The sequence below is a fragment of the Micromonospora sp. bgisy143 genome (genome assembly GCF_057708145.1).
The window spans coordinates 37,695-59,870 of sequence record NZ_JBYIRN010000012.1 but is presented as its reverse complement, the minus strand read 5'-3'; the positions used below and the strand labels follow the sequence as shown (position 1 = coordinate 59,870).

General features: G+C 72.0%; 21 protein-coding genes and 1 pseudogene. 12 read left to right on the top strand and 10 right to left on the bottom strand.

Translation table 11 applies throughout. The features are described from left to right. Positions 1-7: 7 nt before the first annotated feature. Both AC3EN4_RS16170 and dnaG read right to left on the bottom strand, forming a co-directional pair. Complete coding sequence (locus AC3EN4_RS16170) at positions 8-544, bottom strand: hypothetical protein (protein WP_435206633.1); 537 nt, start codon at positions 542-544, stop codon at positions 8-10. A 1-nt stretch (position 545) separates the two neighbouring features. Beyond that, positions 546-2,448, bottom strand: a pseudogene (gene dnaG / locus AC3EN4_RS16165) (DNA primase). Between the two features lie 114 nt (positions 2,449-2,562). Between dnaG and AC3EN4_RS16160 the strand changes: the two are divergent. Further along, entirely contained in the window at positions 2,563-3,750 is a 1,188-nt protein-coding gene (locus AC3EN4_RS16160; RefSeq protein ID WP_435206632.1) for a low temperature requirement protein A, read from the top strand. A gap of 28 nt (positions 3,751-3,778) precedes the next feature. On the opposite strand, the gene AC3EN4_RS16155 is transcribed toward AC3EN4_RS16160, so the two are convergent. The 4 genes from AC3EN4_RS16155 to ppdK all read right to left on the bottom strand — a co-directional run bounded on the left by AC3EN4_RS16155 (position 3,779) and on the right by ppdK (position 9,067). After that, a complete protein-coding gene (locus AC3EN4_RS16155) occupies positions 3,779-4,609 on the bottom strand; it encodes a siderophore-interacting protein (RefSeq protein WP_422736408.1) in 831 nt (276 codons plus the stop codon). A gap of 14 nt (positions 4,610-4,623) precedes the next feature. Then, positions 4,624-5,859 carry a deoxyguanosinetriphosphate triphosphohydrolase gene (locus tag AC3EN4_RS16150; protein ID WP_435206631.1) on the bottom strand — a complete coding sequence of 412 codons (1,236 nt, stop codon included), beginning with the start codon at positions 5,857-5,859 and terminating at the stop codon, positions 4,624-4,626. Further along, complete coding sequence (locus AC3EN4_RS16145; RefSeq protein WP_422736410.1) at positions 5,856-6,203, bottom strand: VOC family protein; 348 nt, start codon at positions 6,201-6,203, stop codon at positions 5,856-5,858. The genes AC3EN4_RS16150 and AC3EN4_RS16145 overlap by 4 nt, the downstream gene beginning before the upstream one ends. A 155-nt stretch (positions 6,204-6,358) precedes the next feature. Then, positions 6,359-9,067, bottom strand: a complete 2,709-nt coding sequence (gene ppdK / locus AC3EN4_RS16140; protein WP_435206630.1) for a pyruvate, phosphate dikinase — start codon at positions 9,065-9,067, stop codon at positions 6,359-6,361. A 259-nt stretch (positions 9,068-9,326) separates the two neighbouring features. Between ppdK and AC3EN4_RS16135 the strand changes: the two genes are divergently transcribed. Both AC3EN4_RS16135 and AC3EN4_RS16130 read left to right on the top strand, forming a co-directional pair. Next, positions 9,327-11,039: a beta-N-acetylhexosaminidase gene (locus tag AC3EN4_RS16135; protein WP_435206629.1), complete on the top strand. Its 1,713-nt coding sequence runs from the start codon at positions 9,327-9,329 to the stop codon at positions 11,037-11,039. A gap of 838 nt (positions 11,040-11,877) precedes the next feature. Then, positions 11,878-12,540: a C39 family peptidase gene (locus AC3EN4_RS16130; RefSeq protein WP_435206628.1), complete on the top strand. Its 663-nt coding sequence runs from the start codon at positions 11,878-11,880 to the stop codon at positions 12,538-12,540. Between the two features lie 595 nt (positions 12,541-13,135). Here AC3EN4_RS16130 and dusB read toward each other — a convergent pair. The 4 genes from dusB to AC3EN4_RS16110 all read right to left on the bottom strand — a co-directional run bounded on the left by dusB (position 13,136) and on the right by AC3EN4_RS16110 (position 16,712). Beyond that, positions 13,136-14,308 carry a tRNA dihydrouridine synthase DusB gene (gene dusB / locus AC3EN4_RS16125; RefSeq protein WP_435206627.1) on the bottom strand — a complete coding sequence of 391 codons (1,173 nt, stop codon included), beginning with the start codon at positions 14,306-14,308 and terminating at the stop codon, positions 13,136-13,138. Positions 14,309-14,372: 64 nt separating this feature from the next. Beyond that, entirely contained in the window at positions 14,373-15,752 is a 1,380-nt protein-coding gene (locus AC3EN4_RS16120; RefSeq protein WP_435206626.1) for a glycine--tRNA ligase, read from the bottom strand. 114 nt (positions 15,753-15,866) lie between these two features. Further along, positions 15,867-16,346 (bottom strand): hypothetical protein, encoded by a 480-nt coding sequence (locus tag AC3EN4_RS16115; protein WP_422736416.1) that lies wholly within the window; start codon positions 16,344-16,346, stop codon positions 15,867-15,869. Between the two features lie 24 nt (positions 16,347-16,370). Then, positions 16,371-16,712 (bottom strand): antibiotic biosynthesis monooxygenase family protein, encoded by a 342-nt coding sequence (locus tag AC3EN4_RS16110; protein ID WP_007463893.1) that lies wholly within the window; start codon positions 16,710-16,712, stop codon positions 16,371-16,373. Between the two features lie 29 nt (positions 16,713-16,741). Between AC3EN4_RS16110 and AC3EN4_RS16105 the strand changes: the two genes are divergently transcribed. The 9 genes from AC3EN4_RS16105 (at position 16,742) to AC3EN4_RS16065 (ending at position 22,061) form a co-directional block, all read left to right on the top strand. After that, positions 16,742-16,999, top strand: coding sequence for a hypothetical protein (locus tag AC3EN4_RS16105; protein ID WP_421472643.1), 258 nt, complete (start codon positions 16,742-16,744; stop codon positions 16,997-16,999). 54 nt (positions 17,000-17,053) lie between these two features. Further along, positions 17,054-18,004, top strand: coding sequence for a metal ABC transporter substrate-binding protein (locus AC3EN4_RS16100; RefSeq protein ID WP_435206625.1), 951 nt, complete (start codon positions 17,054-17,056; stop codon positions 18,002-18,004). Next, positions 18,001-18,762 (top strand): metal ABC transporter ATP-binding protein, encoded by a 762-nt coding sequence (locus tag AC3EN4_RS16095; RefSeq protein WP_422736418.1) that lies wholly within the window; start codon positions 18,001-18,003, stop codon positions 18,760-18,762. The genes AC3EN4_RS16100 and AC3EN4_RS16095 overlap by 4 nt, the downstream gene beginning before the upstream one ends. A 2-nt stretch (positions 18,763-18,764) precedes the next feature. Then, positions 18,765-19,631, top strand: coding sequence for a metal ABC transporter permease (locus AC3EN4_RS16090; RefSeq protein ID WP_435206624.1), 867 nt, complete (start codon positions 18,765-18,767; stop codon positions 19,629-19,631). A gap of 42 nt (positions 19,632-19,673) precedes the next feature. Further along, complete coding sequence (locus tag AC3EN4_RS16085; protein WP_282257156.1) at positions 19,674-19,973, top strand: ArsR/SmtB family transcription factor; 300 nt, start codon at positions 19,674-19,676, stop codon at positions 19,971-19,973. Continuing rightward, on the top strand, positions 19,970-20,368 hold the full coding sequence (locus tag AC3EN4_RS16080; RefSeq protein WP_435206623.1) for a Fur family transcriptional regulator: 399 nt from the start codon (positions 19,970-19,972) through the stop codon (positions 20,366-20,368). Before AC3EN4_RS16085 ends, AC3EN4_RS16080 begins: the two co-directional genes overlap by 4 nt. Further along, complete coding sequence (locus AC3EN4_RS16075) at positions 20,368-20,808, top strand: GNAT family N-acetyltransferase (protein ID WP_435206622.1); 441 nt, start codon at positions 20,368-20,370, stop codon at positions 20,806-20,808. The genes AC3EN4_RS16080 and AC3EN4_RS16075 overlap by 1 nt, the downstream gene beginning before the upstream one ends. Positions 20,809-20,892: 84 nt before the next feature. After that, on the top strand, positions 20,893-21,501 hold the full coding sequence (locus tag AC3EN4_RS16070) for a hypothetical protein (RefSeq protein WP_422736422.1): 609 nt from the start codon (positions 20,893-20,895) through the stop codon (positions 21,499-21,501). A 392-nt stretch (positions 21,502-21,893) separates the two neighbouring features. Continuing rightward, complete coding sequence (locus AC3EN4_RS16065) at positions 21,894-22,061, top strand: hypothetical protein (protein WP_421472651.1); 168 nt, start codon at positions 21,894-21,896, stop codon at positions 22,059-22,061. Positions 22,062-22,176 lie beyond the last annotated feature (115 nt).

Here is a 22,176-nt window from a genome sequence, read left to right as displayed (position 1 = left end):
GGGGCGGTCAGCTGTCGGCCGGCGCGGTGGCGGCGCGAGCGACGCTGACCAGGCGGTCCGTCTCGGCGAGCAGGGCCTCGTCGTCCGGCGGGGTGCCCGGTTCGGGGCGGACCGTCCAGGTCAGACCGTCCACTCCGGGCACCCGGCGGGCCGCGACGCGCGCCGCGCCGCCGGGCACCGGGTGGCGTTCGGTGTACGCGACGGAGCGGGTCACCCGGGCGCGCACCTGGTGTGGCAGCTCACCGGGGTCGAGCAGCAGGTACGTCTCGGCGGGCCCGTCGGTGACCACGAGGTAGCCGTCGCGCTCGACGACGGTCTGGGCGGGCGTGACGGTCAGCTCCCGACCGGACCAGACCGCCTTGATCAGGTCGTGCCAGCCGATGCGGTGCCCCCGGCCGGGCAGCCACAGCCCGAGGTTGCTGGCCACGATCACGCCGTCGCCCTCGCCGTTGCCCACCGCTGCCCAGGCGAGCACCCGCTCGTCGGCGGCCAGTGGGGGCCGGTCGGCCGGGGGCAGCTTCGGCTTGCGGCTGAACAGTCCCATCTCAAAGCCCTCCCGCGGCCTGCTCGCGCAGCGCCCGGGCGTGCTGTTCCAGCGACAGCAACTCCCCGAAGGCGGCGAAGTACTCGTCCTTGTTGTTGACCGGGTTGATCCGCTGAATCCGCGACTTGAGGTCCCGGATGCGCGCCGTCACCGAGCCGAACTGCACCCGGGCCATGGTGATCGACACGTAGCGCGGGTCGGGCTCACCGTCGATCCGCAGCGGCTCCACCGCCAGCTCGCCGACCAGCGCCGCGGCGGCCAGGTCCGCGCAGGCGTCGCGGACCTTCTCGATCCAGACCGCGCCGCCGGTCGCCGACGCGGCCCCGCCGGCCGCCGCCACGGCCGTACGCACGGCAATGTGCACCGGGTGGCGGTACTCGGTCGCCTCCACCGCGTCGAACATCGGTCCGGCCAGCACCGGCTGTTGCAGGGCGAGCTTCAACGCCTCCCGCTCGACCATCGACTGCGGGCTGTCCACCGACGGTTCGGCCTGGGCCGGGGCGGGCCGGGGAGCGGGCGCGGCGTCCCGGGCCCCGGACGGCGGAGTGTTGGCGGCGGCGAGCACGGCCCGCTGCACCGGCTCGATCTCCATGCCGAGGTCCATGGCGAGCTTGCGGACGTACTCCGGGCGCTTTTCCCGGTCTTTGAGCTGCGCGACCAACGGCGCGGCCCGGCGCATGGCCTCGACCCGGCCGTCGACGGTGTCCAGGTCGAAGCGGCTGATCTCGTGCCGCAGCGCGAAGTCGACGAGCGGCTCGCGGCGGGCGACCAGGTCCCGCACGGCCAGGTCGCCCTTGGCCAGGCGCAGCTCACAGGGGTCCATGTTGTCGGGGCTGACCGCGATGAACGTCCGTCCGACGAAGCGCTGGTCGTCGGCGAACGCGCGCAGCGCCGCCTTCTGGCCGGCGGCGTCCCCGTCGAAGGTGAAGATGATCTCGCCGGCCACCGAGTCGGTGTCCAGCAGGAGTCGGCGCAGCACGCCGATGTGGTCCGCGCCGAACGCGGTGCCGCAGGTCGCCACCGCCGTGGTCACCCCGGCCAGGTGACAGGCCATCACGTCGGTGTAGCCCTCGACGATCACCGCCCGGCCCTGCTTGGCGATCTCCCGCTTGGCCTGGTCGATGCCGTAGAGGACGTGCGACTTCTTGTAGATCGGCGTCTCGGGGGTGTTCAGGTACTTCGGGCCGTCGTCGTCGTCGAAGAGCTTGCGCGCCCCGAAGCCGATCACGTCACCGGTCAGGTCGCGGATCGGCCAGAGCAGCCGGCGGCGGAACCTGTCGATCAGCGTGCCCGACCGCGACTCCCGGGACAGCCCGCCGGTGACCAGCTCCTGGTGGGTGAAGCCCTGCTGGCGCAGGTGCTTGGTGAGCAGGTCCCAGGCGTCCGGGGCGAACCCGCACCCGTAGCGCTCGGCGGCGGCCCGGTCGAAGCCCCGGCGGGCCAGGAACTCGCGTGCCGGCCGCGCTCCGGCCGTGCTGAGCTGCGCCCGGTAGAACTCCACCGCGGCGGCGTGCGCGGCAACCAGTCGCTGCCGCTGGCCCTGCTGGGGGCGTGGACGCGGGGCACCCCGGTCGTCCTCGACGTAGCGGAGCTGGATGCCGGCCCGCCCGGCCAGCCGTTCGACGGACTCGACGAAGCTCAGGTGCTCGGCGTCCATCAGGAACTTGATCGCGTCGCCGCCGGCCCCGCAGCCGAAGCAGTACCAGACGTTGCGGGCCGGCGAGACGTTGAACGACGGGCTCTTCTCGTCGTGGAACGGGCACAGGCCCTTGAGGTTGCCGCCACCGGCGGACTTCAGGGTGACCGTCTCGGAGATCACGTCGGAAATCGAGGTGCGTTCCCGGACCAGCGCGATGTCCTCGTCCCGGATCCGCCCAGCCATGCGCCACCCCCTCGCCGTACATCCTGCCCTGCCCGACCGGCGACACGCCGGCCGGGGGACGCCGGTGTGGCGGGGACCGCCGTCGGGCTCACCCGTTTCGGCCCGGCCGCCGGGCCCGCGCGGGGACCATGACCAGATGCGCAGGGTACGCGCCAACGGGCCCCGGCCGCCGCGATGGGTGACCGGTCGGCTGCGGATGCGCGGGCCGGGTCCGCAGACCGACGACACCGGTGAACGGCACGCGACCTGGTTGGAGCTGTTCCTCGACCTCATCTTCGTGTACGCCCTGGCGGCGGTAACCCGTCGGTTGGACGACGATCCGACCCCGTCGGCGAGCGCCGTGCTGGCCGTGCTGGGGCTCTTCGTGGTGGTCCAGTGGGCCTGGTTGGGTCAGGTGTTCTACGACACCCGCTTCGACCCGGACGACGTACCGCACCGGATCCTGGTGCTGGTCGCGCTGGTCGGCGCGGGCACGATGACCCTCGGCGTGGACGAGGTGCCGGAGAGCGTGCTCCTGCCGGTGGGCTACCTGATCGTGCGGGGAGTGCTGCTCCTGCTGTACCTGCGGGCCCGCCCGACCAGCCCGCAGGCCCGTACGGTGACCACGATCTACCTGTGCGGCTTCGGGTCGGGTTGGCTGATCTGGCTGGCCTCGCTGGCCGCCCCCGCCGCCGCGCGTCCGACGTGGTGGATCGTCGCCATGATCATCGAGCTGTCCACCCCGTGGGTCGGCAAGCGCTGGCTCAACCGGTTTCCGGTCGACGACCAGCACCTGCCCGAGCGGATCGGGCAGTTCACCATCATCGTGCTGGGCAGCGCGCTGGCCAGCCTGCTCTTCGCGGTGCCCGACCATCCCCGGCCGCACATGATCGTGACGGCCGGACTGGCGTTCCTGGTGCCGGCGGCCGTCTGGTGGGTCTACACCACCTTCGTCACCACCCGCGAGTCACAGCGCCGACTGCGCGGCGGCCAGACGTACGCCTACCTGCACATCCCGCTCGGCGGCGCGCTGCTGCTGCTCGGCTGGGCGCTCGGGCAGATGGTCCGGCTGGCCGACGACGAGGTGCTGCGGCTGCCGATGGAGCTGCGACTCCTGCTGGCCGCCTCGATCAGCGTCTGGATGCTCTGCGGGCTGGCGTTGCACTGGGTGTGGAACCGGCCGAGCATCGGTCGCCTGGGCATCGCCGGCTACGGCGTGGGTTCGGTCGTCCTGGTCACCACGGTGGTGCACGAGCCGAAGCTGATGCTGGCCCTGCTCTCGGTGGCGGTCGTCGGGTACGCGGTGCTGCTCACCCAACGACTCACCGAGACGGCCGAGGACTGAACCGGCCGAGGACTGAGCCGGCCGACGCTCAGGCGGCGGCCGGCTCCTCGGCGGCGACCTGCCGGTTCCACTCCTGCTTCGACGAGCGCCAGCCCTCGTCGTCCATGCCGCGCCGCCAGTAACCGGAGATGGAGAGCCGGTCGAGGGGCACACCCCGCTCGCCACGCAGCAGCCGGCGCAGGTCCCGGACGAACGTCGCCTCGCCGTGCACGAAGGCGTGCACCTGGCCGGCCGGGAACTCCAGCGAGCGCACCGCCTCGACGAGTGCCTCGCCCACCGGGCGTTCGCCACGGTGCAGCCAGGTGAGCGTGACCGCTCCGGGGCTGAGCAGCTTCTGCTCGTCCGCCGGGTCGGCGATCTCCACGAAGACGTGCGCCGGCGCGCCCACCGGCAGCCGTTCCAGCGCGGCGGCGATCGCCGGCAGGGCGCTCTCGTCACCGACCAGCAGGTGCCAGTCCGCGTCCGGGCTCGGCGCGTACGCCCCGCCGGGGCCGACGAAGTGCACCGGGTCGCCCGGGCGCAGCGCGGCGGCCCACGGGCCGGCCAGCCCCTCGTCGCCGTGGTGCACCACGTCCACGGTCAGCTCACCGGCGCGCGGATCCCACCGGCGCACGGTGTACGCCCGCAGCCGGGGCCACTGCTCGCGGGGCAGGTCCCGACGGATCGCGGCGAGGTCCAGCGGCTGCGGGTACGCGACGCCGGGCTGCGGAAACACCAGCTTGATGTAGTGGTCGGTGAACTCGCCCACGGGCAGGCCGACCAGTTCGTCCCCACCGAGGACGAGCCGGATCAGGTGCGGGGTGGGTCGTTCGGTGCGCAGCACCCGGACCGAGGTGACGTTCCTGGGGCGTTCCGTCATGTAGTTAGGCTAGCCTAAGTTGTCGAGTTGTCCACCAGGCGGGTGTGCCAGCTCACCGCTCCCGGGTCGGTGAGCGAGGCGACCTGGTCGATCACGACCCGCAGTCGGGCGGCGTCGTCCGGCGCGGCCCGCCACAGCGGCGCGAAGATCGGGTCGAGCCCGTCCGGCGCCCGCCGCACCAGCGCGGCCACCAACTCGGCCAACATCGTGCGCTGCCGCTCGTAGCGACCCCGGAAGCCGCTGCGCCGCATCACGTACCGCAGGGCGATGCCCTTGAGCAGCGCGCACTGCGCCCGCGCCAGCCTCGGCACCACCAGGTCGGCGGCGTACCGGCGGTGCGGGCCGGGGCCGTACCGCTCCTCGGTGGCCTCCACCGCCGCCGACACGAACCGGCCGGTCAGCCCACTCGTGGTCGCCTTCAGCGCGACCTGGGCGCGGTGGCTGCCGTCGTACGCGGCGAGGGGGGCGAGCAGCGGGTCGGCCAGCAACGCGACAAGCACCTCGGCCAGGTCGGCGGCCGACTCCCCCGAGTACGTGGCGGCCACGTCGGCGCAGAGCGCGGCCCGTTCGTCGGCGTCGCCGAGCAACGGGCCCAGCGTGACGTACCCGCCGTGGATGCCGTCCTCGACGTCGTGCACCGAGTACGCGACGTCGTCGGCCCAGTCCATCACCTGCGCCTCCAGGCAGCGCCGGTCTCCCGGCGCGCCGGCCCGGAGCCACTCGAAGACCATCGTGTCGTCGGCGTACACCCCGAACTTGCGCTGCCCCGGGCGGCGCGGCCAGGGGTACTTGCCGATCGCGTCGAGCGACGCCCGGGTGAGGTTCAGCCCGGCGGACGACCCGTCCGGGGCGAGCACCTTCGCCTCCAGCCGGGTCAGCACCCGCAGCGTCTGCGCGTTGCCCTCGAACCCGCCGCAGGGCGACGCGAGCAGGTCCAGTGCGGCCTCACCGTTGTGCCCGAACGGCGGATGCCCCAGGTCGTGGGCGAGCCCGGCGACGTCGACCACGTCCGGGTCGCAGCCCAGCCGGGCGCCCATCTCGCGGGCGATCTGGGCCACCTCCAGCGAGTGCGTCAGCCGGGTCCGCAGGAAGTCGTCGGTGCCGGCGGTGTGCACCTGCGTCTTGGTGGCCAACCGACGGAACGCGGCGCAGTGCAGCACCCGGGCCCGGTCCCGCTCGTACGGCGACCGGCGGTGGCCGGTGTCCTTCGGCGGCTCCGCCACCAACCGGTCGGCCGGATCGCTGCTCACCGAGCAGGGAGCACGCAGAACTCGTTGCCCTCCGGGTCGGCGAGCACCGTCCACTCCACCTCGCCCTGGCCGATGTCGACGTGCCGGGCGCCCATGTCGACGAGCCGTTCGACCTCGGCCTCCTGGTCGGCCGGGCGCAGGTCGAGGTGCAGCCGGTTCTTGCGCACCTTGCCCTCGGCCACCGGGCCGAAGAAGAGGGCGGGGGACCGATCCGCGGACTGGCGGATCTCCACGCCACCCGGCTTCTCGGAGATGATCTGATAGCCGAGCGCCTCGGCCCACCAACGGGCCAGCCGCGCCGGATCACGGGCGTCGACGGTGAGGCTCTCCCAGACGCTTGTCATTCAGTCACCCTTCCCGTTCGACGGCGTACGCAATCAGCCGTTTGCGAGCGAGCCAAGGTTACGCCCGTCACGGCTCCTTGACGTGCCCCCGACGCGGTGACGGGTGGTGAACGCGATGGCGGCCCGGTCGCCCGGGCCGCCATCGACGCCGCCGGTCAGCGGCTGTCCGAGCCGTCCGTCTGCACGGCCGCCCGGCCGGCTTCCAGGCGTGCCACCGGCACCCGGAACGGCGAGCAGGAAACGTAGTCCAGGCCGACGGAGTGGAAGAAGTGCACCGAGTCGGGGTCGCCGCCGTGCTCGCCGCAGACGCCGAGCTTCAACCCGGGGCGGGCCGCCCGGCCCTCCTCGGCGGCGATGCGTACCAGCCGTCCGACGCCGTCCCGGTCGATCGACTCGAACGGTGAGATGCCGAAGATGCCCAGCTCCAGGTACCGCCAGAAGAACGCGCCCTCGACGTCGTCGCGGGAGAAGCCCCAGCCCATCTGGGTCAGGTCGTTGGTGCCGAAGGAGAAGAACTCGGCGGCCTCGGCGATCTGGCCGGCGGTCAGCGCCGCCCGGGGTACCTCGATCATCGTGCCGATCAGCACCTCGACGCCGCTGTCCCCGACCACCTCGGCAATGATCTTCTCGGCCTCGGCGCGTACCGTCTCCAACTCCTGCACGGCGCCGACAAGCGGAACCATGATCTCCGGCTTGGGGTCGCCGCCGCATTGGGCGCACTCGACCGCGGCCTCGACGATGGCCCGGACCTGCATCGCGAACAGGCCGGGGATGACCAGGCCGAGGCGTACGCCCCGCAACCCGAGCATCGGGTTCTCCTCGTGCATCCGCCGGACGGCCGCGAGCAGCGCCTCCTCCTTGGCCACGTCCTCGCCACGTTCCTGGGCGACCGCGACGTTGACCGCGAGCTGTTCCAGCGGCGGCAGGAACTCGTGCAGCGGCGGGTCGATCAACCGGACGGTGACCGGCAGCCCGTCCATCTCCCGGAAGATCTCCACGAAGTCGTCCCTCTGCAACGGCAGCAGCGCCGCCAACGCCGTCTCCCGCTCGTCGGCGTCGCGGGCCAGGATCAGCCGCTCCACCAGCTCGCGCCGGTCGCCGAGAAACATGTGCTCGGTGCGGCACAGCCCGATGCCCTCGGCGCCGAAGCGCCGGGCCCGGGCCGCGTCCGCGCCGGTGTCGGCGTTCGTGCGGACCGCCAGCCGCCGCGTCCCGTCGGCGTGCGTCATGATCCGGTGTACGGCCCGGACGAGGGGGTTGTCGACGTGCTCGCCGTCGAGGCTGCCCTCGAAGTACTGCACGACCTCGGACGGCATGACCGGCACCTCGCCCAGGTACACCTTGCCGGTGGTGCCGTCGATGGACACGACGTCGCCCTCGTTGACGGTGTGCCCGCCCACCGTGAACCGCTTCGCCGGCACGTTGACGTCGATCTCGTCGGCGCCGGACACGCAGGTCTTGCCCATGCCCCGGGCCACCACGGCGGCGTGGCTGGTCTTGCCGCCGCGCGAGGTGAGGATGCCCTTCGCGGCGATCATGCCGTTCAGGTCGTCCGGGTTGGTCTCCCGGCGGACCAGGATCACCGACTCACCCTCGGCGGCCAGCTCGACGGCGCGGGCGGAGGTGAAGACCACCTTGCCGGAGGCCGCGCCGGGTGACGCCCCGATGCCGGTGGCGACCGCCTCGAACTCGTGGTCGAGCTGGAAGCGGGGAAACATGAGCTGGGCGAGCTGCGCGCCGTTGACCCGGTGCAACGCCTCGTCCAGATCGATCAGGCCCTCGTCGACGAGCTGCCCGGCGATGACGAACGCGGCGGCGGCCGTCCGCTTGCCGACCCGGGTCTGCAACATCCACAGCTTGCCGCTCTCGATGGTGAACTCGATGTCGCACAGGTCCCGGTAGTGCTCCTCCAGCCGGGCCATGATCGACAACAGCTCGTCGTAGGAGGACTTGTCCAGCTGCTCCAACTCCTGCAACGGCACGGTGTTGCGGATGCCGGCGACCACGTCCTCACCCTGGGCGTTGGCCAGGTAGTCACCGTAGATGCCCTGCGCGCCGCTGCCCGGGTCGCGGGTGAAGGCGACGCCGGTGCCCGAGTCGGGGCCGAGGTTGCCGAAGACCATGGTCACCACGTTGACCGCGGTGCCCAGGTCGGCCGGGATGCGCTCCTGCCGGCGGTAGAGCACCGCGCGCTCGGCGTTCCACGACTCGAAGACCGCCCGGATGGCCAGGTCGAGCTGCTCACGCGGCTGCTGCGGGAACTCCCGGCCGGTGTGCTTGGCGAAGATCTTCTTGTACGCGTCGACCAACCCGCGCAGGTCGTCCGCGTCCAGGTCCAGGTCGTTGTGCGTACCCTTGGCACTCTTGATCTCGTCGAGGGCGTGCTCGAACTCCTCGCCCGGCACCTCGCAGACGGTCTTGCCGAACATCTGGATGAGCCGGCGGTACGAGTCCCAGGCGAACCTGTCGTTCTGACCCGCCTGCGCGGCGAGTCCCACCACGCTCTGGTCGTTGAGGCCGACGTTGAGGACGGTCTCCATCATGCCGGGCATGGAGAACTTCGCCCCGGAGCGGACGGACACCAGCAGCGGGTCCTGCGGGTCGCCGAGGCGCTTGCCCATCTCGCGCTCCAGCGCCCGGAGGTGCTCCTCAATCTGACCGGCCAGGCCGTCCGGCTCCCGGCCGGTCGCGAGGTACGCCTGACACGCCTCGGTGGTGATGGTGAAGCCGGGCGGCACGGGCAGGCCGAGGTTGGTCATCTCGGCGAGGTTCGCGCCCTTGCCCCCGAGCAGGTCCTTGAGGTCCTTGTTGCCTTCGGAGAAGTCGTAGACGTACTTGTGACCGTCGGTATCTTGCGCTGCCACCAGAGCCTCCCACGCGCGCCGGATTGACACTTAACGAAGGTTCAGGGCGAAGGTTAAGCGAAGATCGGGTGGCCTGGGACCGGTCGGTGACAATTGGCACAGCCATCACGACTATCCGCGTTCGTACCGGTTTTTGGGAACGCTTCCACGAGCACGATCACGCAATTTCTCCGGTCCTCGTATTGTTGACGACACTGGTTCTGCCGAAGCTCGCTTTTGCCATATCCGACGCGAACTAACCCCTTCCGGAGCCTTCGTCGTGTCCTCCCTTCCGCTCTCCTCCCCCACCCCCGACCCCGCCGCCGAGCCGGTCGCGCTGCCCACGCAGCACCAGCCGGAGGCCGGTGACCTGGCCGCGCTCGCGGCGCGGACGGCCGGTGCCGACCTGCTCGCCCCGCCGGTACGCCTCGACGACGTGGTGCCGGCGCCGGAGCGGGCCGAAGCGGACCCGACCGCGACGTTCACGCTCGACGGGGAGACCGCCATCCGGGTCACCGCCCACCCGGGCGCCCGGGAGGTGGCCGACCACCTGGCCGAGCTGCTCCGACCGGCGACCGGGTTCCCACTGCCCGTCACCGACACCCTCACGGCCGACCCGACCGGCACCCTGGCGCTCACCCTGGCCGGCACCACCCCGCCGCTCCCCGCCGCCGACCCCGAGCCCGCCGACCTCGGGGCGGAGGGCTACCGGCTCGACGTGACCGCCACCGGGGTACGCGTCGTCGCCGAGACCGCCGCCGGCCTCTTCTACGGCGTCCAGACGCTCCGACAGCTCCTCCCGGCCGCCGTGGAGAGCCCCACACCGGTGACCGCCCGTTGGGCGCTGCCCGGTGGCACGATCGTGGACCGGCCCCGCTTCCCGTACCGGGGCGCGATGCTCGACGTGGCGCGACACTTCTTCGCCGTCGAGGACGTCCAGCGGGTGATCGACCACCTGGCCCGCTACAAGCTCAACCACCTGCACCTGCACCTCACCGACGACCAGGGCTGGCGCATCGCCGTCGACTCCTGGCCGAGGCTGGCCACCGTCGGCGGGGCGAGCGAGGTCGGCGGCGGCCCGGGCGGGCACTACACAAAGGACGACTACCGGCGGATCGTCTCGTACGCGTCCGCCCGGCACGTCACCGTCGTCCCGGAGATCGACCTGCCCGGTCACACCAACGCGGCGCTCGTCGCGTACCCGCAGCTCGCGCCGGACAAGGTCCCGCCCGCGCCGTACACCGGCACCGAGGTCGGCTTCAGCTACGTCGACCCGGCCGACGAGCAGACGTACGACTTCATCGCCGACGTGCTCGGCGAGGTGGCCGCCCTCAACCCGGGGCCGTGGCTGCACATCGGCGGCGACGAGGCGTTCAAGGTCAAGGGCGAGGTCTACACCGGTTTCGTGGAGCGGGCGCAACAGCTCGTCGCCGACACCGGCAAGACCGTGGTGGGCTGGCACCAGCTCGCCCCGGCCGCGCACCGCGACGGGCGCGTCCTGCAATGGTGGGGTACGGACGCCGACGACCCCACCACCGCCGACGCCGTACGACGGGGCGCCCGGCTGATCGTCTCCCCCGGCAACCACGCGTACCTGGACATGAAGTACGCCGAGGACACCCCGATCGGACACGACTGGGCCGGCCTCATCGACGTACGGCGCGCGTACGACTGGGATCCGGGCACCCACGTCACCGGCGTGCCCAGCACGGCCGTCCTGGGCGTCGAGGCCCCGCTCTGGACCGAATCGGTCACCTCGCTGGCTGACATCGAGTTCCTGCTGCTCCCCCGCCTGCCCGCCATCGCCGAGCTGGGCTGGTCGCCCCGGGCGACGCACGACTGGGCCGGCTTCCGGGACCGCCTGGCCGGGCACGGCCCACGCTGGTCCACCGCCGGCATCACCTTCCACCCCAGCCCCGAGATCCCCTGGCCGGCGACCCCCACCATCCCCCGCCAACACGGCGCACCCCAGGCGGACCCGACGACCCCCTGAAGGCGCGGCACCACCTGAGGTCGCCCAGCCGGGAGGCGCCCAGGGTCGCGCTGGCGGGGGCGCCTGGGCGCCTGAGGTCGCCGGCCAGGGCGTGATCGACTCGGGATCGCCGGTGTCGGGGTATCCCGCACGCCCGGATACCCCGACATCGCCGACGTCGAGTCGATCACGCCTCGACCGACGACGGATGCCCCCATCGCCGGGGTTGCGCAGATAGATCCACTCCAGGTCGGCGATCTGGGGGTGTCCCTGCTCGGGGATGCCCCCAGATCGGCGATCCGGTGACGATCACGCCGGTAAGCCCCGCGCACGGCATCACGGATGCGAGGTCTGTCCCGTTCCGGCCGCCGGTGTGCTGTGGTCGGTGACACCGTGCGGGCGGAATCGCGGGCCGGGCGGGGTCGTTATACCTGGCACGCCGCCGCGACCCCCGGGTCGACGGGTGGCCGCCGGGAACACCCGGCGGGTCGGCGTCGTTACATCGCACGCATCGCCGAGCACCACCACGCCGGCTCGCGGCAGCCGCCGCCGGGAACACCCGCCAGACGGCGTCGTTACAACCCCCGCACGGCCGAGCGCCATGCTGGCTGGCCCGGGACGGAGCGCCCCGGGAACACCCGCCAGGCCGCCGTCGTTACACCCCCGCACGGCCGAGCACCACCGGGCCGTCCCCCGGTCTCCCGGCGGGAATGACCCGTCGGCCCGGACCGTTGCACCACCCCCGCGCAGACCCCCGTTCGTCGGGTCGCCGGGCTGGATCCCCCCGAAGCTTTCACCGCCCGGCACACCCCCGTGTGCCGTGTGCGTTTTCCCCTTTGAAGCAGAGGAGCACGCCATCATGCGTACCGATCTGATTCGTAAGACCGCCCTGACCGCTGCCGGCCTCGCCTTCACCGGTGGCGCCATCGCCGGCCCCGTCACCACCGCGTTCGCCGCCGAGAGCACCGCCAAGCCGGTGTCGCAGACCCAGTCGGACCGTAAGGGTCACGGTGAGCGTCAGCTGGGCGTGCGGTACGAGGCGCAGCCGAACTTCTACTACTGCGGTCCCGCCGCGGCCCGTAACGCCCTGAGCGTGCAGGGCAAGGACATCAGCGTGGACGCCATGGCCAAGGAGATGGGCACCACCGAAGCCGGCACCAACTCGATCAACGACATCACCCCGGTGCTGAACAAGGAGACCGGCAAGGCCGACGCCTACCGGTCGGTGGAGATCAGCAGCCCCGACGCCGACGCCAAGCAGACCGACACCCTGCGCGCCGACATCGTGAAGACCGTCGACGACGGTCGGGCCGTGGTCGCCAACATCGCCGGCACCAGCACCGACACCGACGGCAACACCCACTCCTTCGAGGGCGGGCACTACATCAGCGTGACCGGCTACCGCGACAACGGCAACGTCGTCCGGATCGCCGACTCGGCCGACCCGAACACCGCCGCCTACGACATCACCGTCGAGCACCTCGCCGACTGGATCGCCACCCGCGGCTACGCCACCAGCTGACCCACGCACCAGCACCACCGACAAGGGCCGGACCCCACCACGGGGTCCGGCCCTTCAGCATGCCCAGGTCACGTCGCCCCGCGCCCCGCGCGCCCCGCGCCCCGCGCCCCGCGCCCCGCGCCCCGCGCCCCGCGCCCCGCACCCCGCACCCCGCACCCCGCACCCCGCACCCCGCACCCCGCACCCCGCACCCCGCACCCCGCACCCCGCACCCCGCACCCCGCACCCCGCACCCCGCACCCCGCACCCAAGATCCTCACAACATCACCGATGTTGCTGCCTCAGACGCGCGGGAAACAGCAACAACCCCGATGTTGCGCGGATCTTGGCGACGAGCGGTCGGGCGAGGGTCCGTTGGGGGTGTCACAGGTCCTTTGGAGCTGATGTCGTGGACGAATCAGCGTGCGCCCGGCTGGAACCAGGCGGGACCAGGCGCGACCGAGGCGGGACCGAGGCGGGACCAGGCGCGACCGGGGAGGCGACCTGGGAGAAACGGGCCCGAGGCCGATGCTCCCCCCGGCATCACCGAAGCCGGCGCGAGCGGCATCGGCCAGGCAACGGTCGGCTACCAGGTGCCGTCTCCGGCCGAGTGGTGTCAGCCGCCGGAGTCGTCCATCTCGGCGCCCTCGGGGACGGTGTCGTCGTCCCGGCTGGCCAGCCAGCCGTCCGGCAGGGCGACCTTGCCCGGCGAGTTGGTACGGCCGCGCGGCTGGCCCAGTGCGGTGACCGGGAACGGCTCGGTCGGGTCGAGCTTGCCCAGCAGATCGTCGAGCTGGGCCAGGCTCTCGATCATCGCCAGCGAGCGGCGCAGTTCGCCGCCCACCGGGAAGCCCTTCAGGTACCAGGCGACGTGCTTGCGGAAGTCGGTGCAGCCGTCCCGCTCACCCCGGGCCGGGTTACGCGCGCCCGCCACGAACTGGTCGACCAGCAGCTCGGCGTGCCGGCGCATGGTCACCGCCACCTCGCCGAGGGTGGGCAGCCGCCGCTCCGGCCGACCGGTGAAGGCGGCCTCCAGGTCGGCGAAGAGCCACGGCCGGCCGAGGCAGCCGCGACCCACCACCACGCCGTCGACGCCGGTGTGCGCGACCATCCGCAGCGCGTCGTCGGCCTCCCAGATGTCGCCGTTGCCGAGCACCGGCACGTCGAGGGCCTGCTTCAGGGTGGCGATGGCGTCCCAGTCGGCGGTGCCCGAGTAGCGCTGCGAAGCCGTACGCCCGTGCAGGGCCACCGCGGCGACGCCGGCCTCCTGGGCGGCGAGCCCGGCCTCGACGTACGTCAGATGGTTGTCGTCGATGCCCTTGCGCATCTTGACCGTGACCGGCACTCCGGCGGGTGCGGCGGCATCCACCGCGGCCTTCACCAGGCGGGCGAAGAGCCGGCGCCGCCACGGCAGCGCCGCGCCGCCACCGCGCCGGGTGACCTTGGGGACCGGGCAGCCGAAGTTGAGGTCGATGTGGTCGGCCAGGTTGCGCTCGACGACGATCCGCACGGCGGCGGCGGTGATCTCCGGGTCGGTGCCGTAGAGCTGGAGGCTGCGGGGCTGCTCGTCGTCGCCGAAAGCGATCATGCGCAACGTCTTCGGGTTCCGCTCGACAAGCGCCCGGGTCGTGATCATCTCGCAGACGTAGATGCCGCCGCCCTGCTCCCGGCAGAGCCGACGAAAGCCGACGTTCGTGATACCGGCCATCGGCGCGAGCACCACCGGCGGTGACACCTGGTACGGCCCAAGGGTCAACGGGCGCAGCGCGGGCACGGTCGAGGCGGTCACCGCACAAGTGTACGGGGCCCCGACCGGCGCTTTCCGCGTCGGCCGGGGCCCCGTGCCCGGTGTCTCAGCAGCCGGGGAGGCGCTCGATCAGGTACCGCTCGACCTGGTCCAGGGAGACCCGCTCCTGACCCATGGTGTCCCGGTTCCGGACGGTCACAGCGTCGTCGTCCAGGGTGTCGAAGTCTACCGTCACGCAGAACGGGGTGCCGATCTCGTCCTGCCGGCGGTAGCGACGGCCGATCGCCTGCGAGTCGTCGAACTCCACCACCCAGCGCTTGCGCAGCAGCGCGGCGAGGTCCTTCGCCTTGGGCGACAGCGCCTCGTTGCGCGACAGCGGCAGCACCGCCACCTTGACCGGGGCCAGTCGCGGGTCGAACCGCATCACCGTGCGCTTGTCCACGCCGCCCTTGGTGTTCGGGGCCTCGTCCTCGTCGTACGCCTCGAGCAGGAAGGCGAGCACCGCGCGGGTCAGACCGGCGGCCGGCTCGATGACGTACGGCATCCAGCGCTCACCCTTGGTCTGGTCGAAGTACGACAGGTCGACGCCGGAGTGCTTGCTGTGCGTGGAGAGGTCGAAGTCGGTGCGGTTGGCCACACCCTCCAGCTCGGCGAACTCGGTCCCGCCGAACTGGAACCGGTACTCGATGTCGACCGTGCGCTTCGAGTAGTGCGAGAGCTTCTCCTTGGGGTGCTCGTACAGGCGCAGGTTGTCCGCCGAGAGACCGAGGTCGAGGTACCAGTTCCAGCGCTCCTGGAGCCAGTACTCGTGCCACTGCTCGTCGGTGCCCGGCTCGACGAAGAACTCCATCTCCATCTGCTCGAACTCGCGGGTCCGGAAGATGAAGTTGCCCGGGGTGATCTCGTTGCGGAACGACTTGCCGGTCTGCGCGATGCCGAACGGGGGCTTCTTGCGGGCGACCGTCTCGACGTTCTTGTAGTTGACGAAGATGCCCTGCGCGGTCTCCGGGCGCAGGTAGTGCAGACCCTCGTCGCTCTCCACCGGGCCCAGGTACGTCTTCATCAGGCCGTTGAACATCTTCGGCTCGGTGAAGGTGCCCTTGTTGCCGCAGTTGGGGCAGTTGACCTCGGCGAGCGAGGTGGGCGCGTGGCCGTGCTTGGCCTCGTACGCCTCCTCGATGTGGTCCGCCCGGAACCGCTTGTGGCAGAACTGGCACTCGGTGAGCGGGTCGACGAACTCGGCGATGTGGCCGGACGCCTCCCACACCTTGCGGGCCAGGATCACCGCGGAGTCGAGACCGACGACGTCGTCGCGCTGCTGGACCATGGTCTTCCACCACTGCCGGCGGACGTTCTCCTTCAGCTCCACGCCGAGCGGACCGTAGTCCCACGCCGACCGGGTGCCTCCGTAGATCTCGCTGGAGGGGAAGACGAAGCCTCGGCGCTTGGCGAGGCTGACGACGGCGTCGATACGGTCGGCTGGCATGTTTCCTCCTACGCCGGCTGGCGGTCGGCGGGGGCGAGATGTGGATGGAACGGTCGGTTCGGGACAACGGTACGACCACCGCCGCCCCGAGCCCAGCAGAATACCGGGGGCGGGTCAGCTCACCCCGCAGACCTCCATGCCGCCGGTCTGACCGTCCTGACCCAGGCTGACCTGCTGGCGCTCCCGGTCGCCGCCGGCCAGGGTCACGTCCACCGGAACGGTCAGGTTGGTGGTGTCCACCTCACCCACCCGGAAGGCGGTGACCTGCGGCTCGGCGGCCGCCCGCCGCTCGAACTCGGGACGCGACTCACGCCGCTGCGCATCGTCGCAGAGCTGCTCGTACGCCCGGCCGTAGTTGCGTTCGACGAGCGCCTGGTAGTAGTCGCCGGTCACCGTACGGCCCTGCTCGCGTACCGCCTGCACGCCGCTCACGGCCAGGCCCACCACGGCCGTGCCTCCTCCACCGCAGCAGAGCAGCACGGCGAGGGCGCCGACGCCGAGGCCGATCCAGAGCCGGGTCCGGCGCCCTTCGGTGGGGGGCGCGGCGAACGGCGGAGCCACACCGGGACCGGGCGGCGGGGCGGGTGCGGTCATAGGAGCAGGGTAGTGCCCGACGGCTCAGCGGTAAGGACCTGCGGCCCGATCACTCTCGGCGACCACCACGGCTCCGCCCGGCGCGGCACTGGCCAGCGCCTCGTACGCGGACGGCTCGTCCACCGACTCGGCGAGCAGCGGCACCGCGCTCACCTTGACCTCGAACGCGCCCAGCGCCCGCCGGTAGGTGCCGACCGACTCCCACTCGGTGACCAGCGACCAGTACCGGGGGTCGTCCAGGGCCCGGACCAGTTGGCCGCGCAGGTAGCCGGGGCAGGCGGCCAGCGCGGTGAGGGCGGCGTGCGCCCGTTCGGTGAAGCCGTCGGCGACATCGACGTCGACCACGAACCGGTTGGTCACCAGCACCGGGGGTTCCTCCTCGTAGAGTCTGTGGGATGCAGCGTACGCAGCGCCCCCTGCTGGCCCGGTTGGCCGGGGCGAACCCGACGTCGGTGTTCCTGCTCACCCTGGTGGTGGTGCTGGTGGCGTTCTTCACGCCGGGGGTGGTCGGCGGGCTGCTGACGCTGGCGCTCGCCGCCGCCCTGATCGCCCTGTTGGCGACCACCTGGCCGGTTCAGGCGCCGCAGACGAGGGTGGTCCGGCTGCTGATGCTGACCCTGCTGGTGACGGTGGGTCTGGCGAAGCTGCTCTGACATGCAAGCATGCGTTTTTGACAATCATTCTCATTACCACGGACAGTGGGGAACATGAGCAACCGCACCACGCCCCGCGTCCTGGCCGCCGCCGCTACCGCCCTGCTCGCCCTGGGCGCCGCCGCCGGCTGCTCCACCGGCGGCCCGGCCGGCGCCGATCCCCAACGGGTCGACGTGGTGGCCGCGTTCTACCCACTCCAGTTCGTCGCCGAGCGCGTCGGCGGCGACGCCGTCCGGGTGACCAACCTGGCCAAGCCCGGCGCCGAGCCGCACGACCTGGAGCTGAGCCCAAGCCAGGTCGGTGAGATCACCGAGGCCGAGCTGATCGTCTACCTCAAGGGCTTCCAGCCCGCGGTCGACGAGGCGATCGCGCAGGACGACGACGCCCCGGTGTTCGACGTGGCCGGCGTGCAGCCGCTGCTGGACGCCAGCGCCGGCGGCCACAACCACGAGGGCGAGGAGGAGGGCGAACAGGGGCACGGGCACGCGAAGGACCCGCACGTCTGGCTCGACCCGATCCGGCTCGCCGGCATCGGCGACCAGCTCGCCCAGCGGCTCGGCACGGTCGACAAGGCCCACGCCGCCGACTACACGGCCCGCGCCGCCGCCCTGCGCGCCGACCTGACCGCCCTCGACGGCGAGTTCACCAAGGGCCTGGCGACCTGCCAGCGGCGCGAGATCGTGACCAGCCACACCGCGTTCGGCTACCTGGCCGACCGCTACCGCCTCGAACAGGTCGGCATCACCGGGCTGAGCCCCGACGTCGAGCCCTCGCCGCAACGGCTCGCCCAGGTGGTCGAGGAGGCGAAGGAGCACCAGGCCACCACGATCTTCTTCGAGGCGCTGGTCAGCCCGAAGGTCGCCGAGACCATCGCCGGTCAGGTCGGCGCGAAGACCGCGGTGCTCGATCCGATCGAAGGACTCGCTCCGGGCAGCGACGCCGACTATTTTTCGGTGATGCGTAGCAACCTGCAGACCCTGCGGACGGCGTTGAGCTGCTCGTGAGCACCAACGTCATCACCGTCGAGCACGGCGCGGTCGGCTACGACGGCCGCCCCGTGCTCAGGGACGTCTCGCTCACCGTGACCGCCGGAGAGGTGGTCGCGGTGCTGGGCGCCAACGGCTCCGGCAAGTCCACGCTGATCCGTACGATCCTCGGCCTGGTCCCGCTCAGCGGCGGCTCGATCACCCTCTTCGACCGGCCGTTGCGCCAGTTCCGCCAGTGGCAGCGCATCGGGTACGTCCCGCAGCGGCTCGGCGCCGGCGGCGGCGTACCCGCCACCGTGCGCGAGGTGGTGGCCTCCGGCCGGCTGGCCCGCCGGGGCATCCTGCGCCCGCCCGGCGCGGCCGACCGGGCCGCCGTCGACGCGGCGCTGCGGGCGGTCGGGCTCGCCGACCGGGCCACCGACCCCGTCTCCACCCTCTCCGGCGGTCAGCAGCAGCGCACCCTGATCGCCCGCGCGCTGGCCGGCCGGCCGGAGCTGCTGATCCTCGACGAGCCCACCGCCGGGGTGGACGCGGCCAGCCAGGAGGCGTTCGCGGGCGCGTTGCGCGACTTCGTCGCCGACGGCGGAACGGTGCTGCTGGTGGCCCACGAGCTGGGCCCACTGCGACCGGTGATCAGCCGGGCGGTCGTCGTCCACCAGGGCGGCATCTGTCACGACGGCACGGTCCCGGACCCGGCCGGCCACCACGCGGAGCCCGACCACGACCACGTGCACCCGCACGGTCCCGACGAGCCCGCCGGGCTGTGGAGCAACTGACCATGGAACTCTTCCAGTACCCCTACATGCAGCGTGCCCTGATCGGCGCGCTGGTGATCGGCCTGGCCGCCCCGGCGCTCGGCATCTACCTGGTGCAGCGCCGGCTGACGCTGATCGGCGACGGCATCGGGCACGTGGCGTTGACGGGTGTCGGCGCCGGCCTGCTGCTGAACCGCTCCCCGGTGCTGGTGGCCGTGATCGTCGCCACTGCCGGCGCGATCGCCATCGAGCTGGTGCGCGCCCGCGGGCGTACCTCCGGCGATCTGGCCCTGGCCCTGCTCTTCTACGGCGGCATCGCCGGTGGCGTGCTGCTGGTCGGCCTCTCGGACGCGACAAGCGCCAACCTCAACGCCTACCTGTTCGGCTCGCTGCTCTCCACCTCGACCGACGACCTGATCACCGTCGGCGTGCTCGGCGCGGCGATCCTGATCACCATGATCGCCCTGCGGCCGGCGCTCTTCGCGATCAGCCACGACGAGGAGTACGCCCGGGTCTCCGGCCTGCCGGTGCGCACGCTCAACCTACTGATCGCGGTCACCACCGCGGTCACGGTGACCATCGCGATGCGGGCCGTCGGGGTGTTGCTGATCAGCGCGCTGATGGTGGTCCCGGTAGCCGCCGCCCAGCAGGTCACCCGGGGTTTCCGCAGCACGATGACCGCCGCCATGGCGCTCGGGTTCTTCGCCGCCGGCGCCGGCGTCTGGGTGGCCGCCACCGCCGACACCCCACCGGGAGCTTCGGTGGTGCTGCTGGCGATCGCCTCCTTCCTGGTGGTGGCCGTGGCCGGGGCGATCTGGCGGGCGATGCGTCGCCACACCGCGCCGGCGCCCGTACCGGCGGCGGAGCCGCACGAGGTCGTCCTGGACTGAACCCGATCGGCGGATGTCGGTGGTATTGGTTACCGTTGCAAGATGACCAGCGCAACGGGCTACGAGGGTTTCGACGGAGCCAGCGAACTGCTCCGAGCCTTGTCCGCGCCGATCCGTCTGGCCATCGTCAGCGAGCTGGCGGACGGCGAGCGGTGCGTACACGAGCTGGTGGAGAAGCTGGGCGCCGCGCAACCGCTGGTCTCCCAGCACCTGCGGGTGCTGCGCGGCGCGGGCGTGGTGCGCGGCTCGCGACGGGGCCGGGAGATCGCCTACAGCCTGGTCGACGAGCACGTCGCGCACATCGTGGCGGACGCGGTCAGTCACGCCGGGGAGGGATCATGAGCGAGAGCGGCGCCGCGGTACGCAACACCCGTCAACGCTCGGCGGTGAGCGCGCTGCTGGGCGAGATGGACGGCTTCCACAGCGCCCAGGATCTGCACGCGATGCTCCGGCAGCGCGGCGAACGGGTCGGCCTGACCACCGTCTACCGCACCCTCCAAGGCCTGGCCGACGCGGGCGAGATCGACGTGATGCGCCCGCCCGGTGGCGAGCACCTCTACCGCCGGTGCAGCGAGGGGCACCACCACCACCTGGTCTGCCGGGCCTGCGGCCGGACGGTCGAGGTGGCCGGGCCGGCGGTGGAGAGCTGGGCCGACCGGGTCGCCGCCGAGCACGGGTACGCCGACGTCAGCCACACCCTGGAAATCTTCGGCACCTGCCCGACGTGCGTCCGCTGATGGGCCTCCGGTTCACGCCGGTCCATCCGATAGGCAGCGACACGACGCTGCGCGACTGGCAGCACATCCACAACTCGATCATCCCGACGGCACCCCTGTCGGCCGACGAGATCGCCGCTCGCGCCCAACGCCACCTCCTCGAGGTCGCGTACGCCGACGGGGTGGCGGTGGGCTGCTCGACCGTACGTCCCCCGGCACCCGACACCGCGACCGTGATCGCCCGGGTCCGGCCCGAGAGCCGCCGGCACGGCTACGGGGAGCAGATCTACCAGCGCGGACTGGGCCGGGCCCGCGAGCTGGGCGCGCAGACCATCGAGACGGTCGTCCTGGCGTCCAACGACGACGGGCTGCGGTTCGCCCGTCAGCACGGCTTCGTCGAGATCGACCGGTACGTCCTGCCGGGTGACACCATCGCCTTCGTGGACCTGCGGCTCGCCTGATCGCTGGCTGGCCGCGGCGTTGCCGGCCCGAGCACCGGTATCGACGGGTGCCGGGCCGTCATCGTTCGTGGCACGCTGTCCGGCGTGAAGATCTACGCCGATCGGTTTCCGACCGCCGTCCGTCAGTTGCTCACCGACCTGCTCGTCGTCGTCTGGGTGTACGCCGCGATCCGCGCCGCCCTCTGGCTGCACGACCTGGTGCAGAAGCTCGCCGTACCCGGACAGAAGCTGGAGGGCGCGGGCGGTGGCCTCGCCGACAACCTCGCCGATGCCGGCGGCAAGGTACGCCGGGTGCCGCTGGTCGGTGACGAGCTGACCGCGCCCTTCCAGCGTGCCGCCGACGCCGCCCGAGGGCTCGCCGACGCCGGCCGCGAGCAGCAGCACCTCGTCGACCAGCTCGCCCTCGCACTCGCCATCGGGGTGCTGATCTTCCCGCTCGGGCTGGTGCTCGTCGGCTGGCTGCCGTTGCGGCTGCGCTGGATGCGCCGCGCCGGCTCGGCCGCGAAGCTCGCCGCCGTACCGGCCGGACGGGACCTGCTGGCACTGCGCGCGCTGGCCACCCAGCCGCTGGGCCGCCTCACCCGGATCGCGCCCGACGTCGCCGAAGCCTGGCGCCGCGGTGACGACGACACCGTCAACGCCCTGGCCGCCCTGGAACTACGCCACCTGGGCCTCCGCAACAAAACCCCCTAACCCCTCACCCCCGTCCCGCCTTGCCTCGCCTTGCCCCGCCGCCCCGCCCCGCCTCGCACCGCACTGCTCCGCCCCGCCGATCATGGACTTGTGGTGGGCGACAAAGTACCCGTAAAACCCCACAACAGGCACCACAACTCCATGATCGACATGACTGGGCGGCGACCACCCCGCGATCTTGCATTTTCTGTGGCGACGTAAGGGGCGAACCGTCCTGAATCGACGACCGAAAGTGCAAGATCGACGAGGGCGAGGGCGTGGACGGCGACGTGGGCAAGATTGACGAGGACAGAGGCGTGAACGAGGGCCCTGGGCAAGATCGACGAGGGCGAAGGGCTTGGGGTGTGTGGTGGCGGCTCGGGGGTGCGGGTGCAGGCCGTTAAGGTCGTCGGGTGTTCTACTTCCTGGTTGTCATCGCCGTCCTGCTGCTCGGGTACGCCGCCGTGCTGGTCTCCTTCGTGCGGCGGGGCAAGAAGATTCCGCCCGCCGCGTACCTCGCGCTGGCCGTGCTCAACGGTCTGATCCTGGCGGGAGTGCTGGCCTGGGCGGTCGCCCGCTGACCTGCGGCAACGCCACGTCTTGCCCCGCGACGCCACACCCCGCCACGCGACACCCCGCCACCCGACACCCCGCCCCGCCACGCGACAACCCGCCACGCGACACCCCGCCACGGCC

What these genes read in the sequence shown, in the direction of transcription:
- AC3EN4_RS16155 (WP_422736408.1), bottom strand. Translation starts at nt 4,609, where the DNA reads ATGACGGAACGCCCCAGGAACGTCACCTCGGTCCGGGTGCTGCGCACC.
- AC3EN4_RS16075 (WP_435206622.1), top strand. Translation starts at nt 20,368, where the DNA reads ATGGGCCTCCGGTTCACGCCGGTCCATCCGATAGGCAGCGACACGACG.
- AC3EN4_RS16090 (WP_435206624.1), top strand. Translation starts at nt 18,765, where the DNA reads ATGGAACTCTTCCAGTACCCCTACATGCAGCGTGCCCTGATCGGCGCG.
- AC3EN4_RS16130 (WP_435206628.1), top strand. Translation starts at nt 11,878, where the DNA reads ATGCGTACCGATCTGATTCGTAAGACCGCCCTGACCGCTGCCGGCCTC.
- AC3EN4_RS16145 (WP_422736410.1), bottom strand. Translation starts at nt 6,203, where the DNA reads ATGACAAGCGTCTGGGAGAGCCTCACCGTCGACGCCCGTGATCCGGCG.
- AC3EN4_RS16085 (WP_282257156.1), top strand. Translation starts at nt 19,674, where the DNA reads ATGACCAGCGCAACGGGCTACGAGGGTTTCGACGGAGCCAGCGAACTG.
- AC3EN4_RS16080 (WP_435206623.1), top strand. Translation starts at nt 19,970, where the DNA reads ATGAGCGAGAGCGGCGCCGCGGTACGCAACACCCGTCAACGCTCGGCG.
- AC3EN4_RS16170 (WP_435206633.1), bottom strand. Translation starts at nt 544, where the DNA reads ATGGGACTGTTCAGCCGCAAGCCGAAGCTGCCCCCGGCCGACCGGCCC.
- AC3EN4_RS16105 (WP_421472643.1), top strand. Translation starts at nt 16,742, where the DNA reads ATGCAGCGTACGCAGCGCCCCCTGCTGGCCCGGTTGGCCGGGGCGAAC.
- AC3EN4_RS16160 (WP_435206632.1), top strand. Translation starts at nt 2,563, where the DNA reads ATGCGCAGGGTACGCGCCAACGGGCCCCGGCCGCCGCGATGGGTGACC.
- AC3EN4_RS16120 (WP_435206626.1), bottom strand. Translation starts at nt 15,752, where the DNA reads ATGCCAGCCGACCGTATCGACGCCGTCGTCAGCCTCGCCAAGCGCCGA.
- AC3EN4_RS16115 (WP_422736416.1), bottom strand. Translation starts at nt 16,346, where the DNA reads ATGACCGCACCCGCCCCGCCGCCCGGTCCCGGTGTGGCTCCGCCGTTC.
- AC3EN4_RS16100 (WP_435206625.1), top strand. Translation starts at nt 17,054, where the DNA reads ATGAGCAACCGCACCACGCCCCGCGTCCTGGCCGCCGCCGCTACCGCC.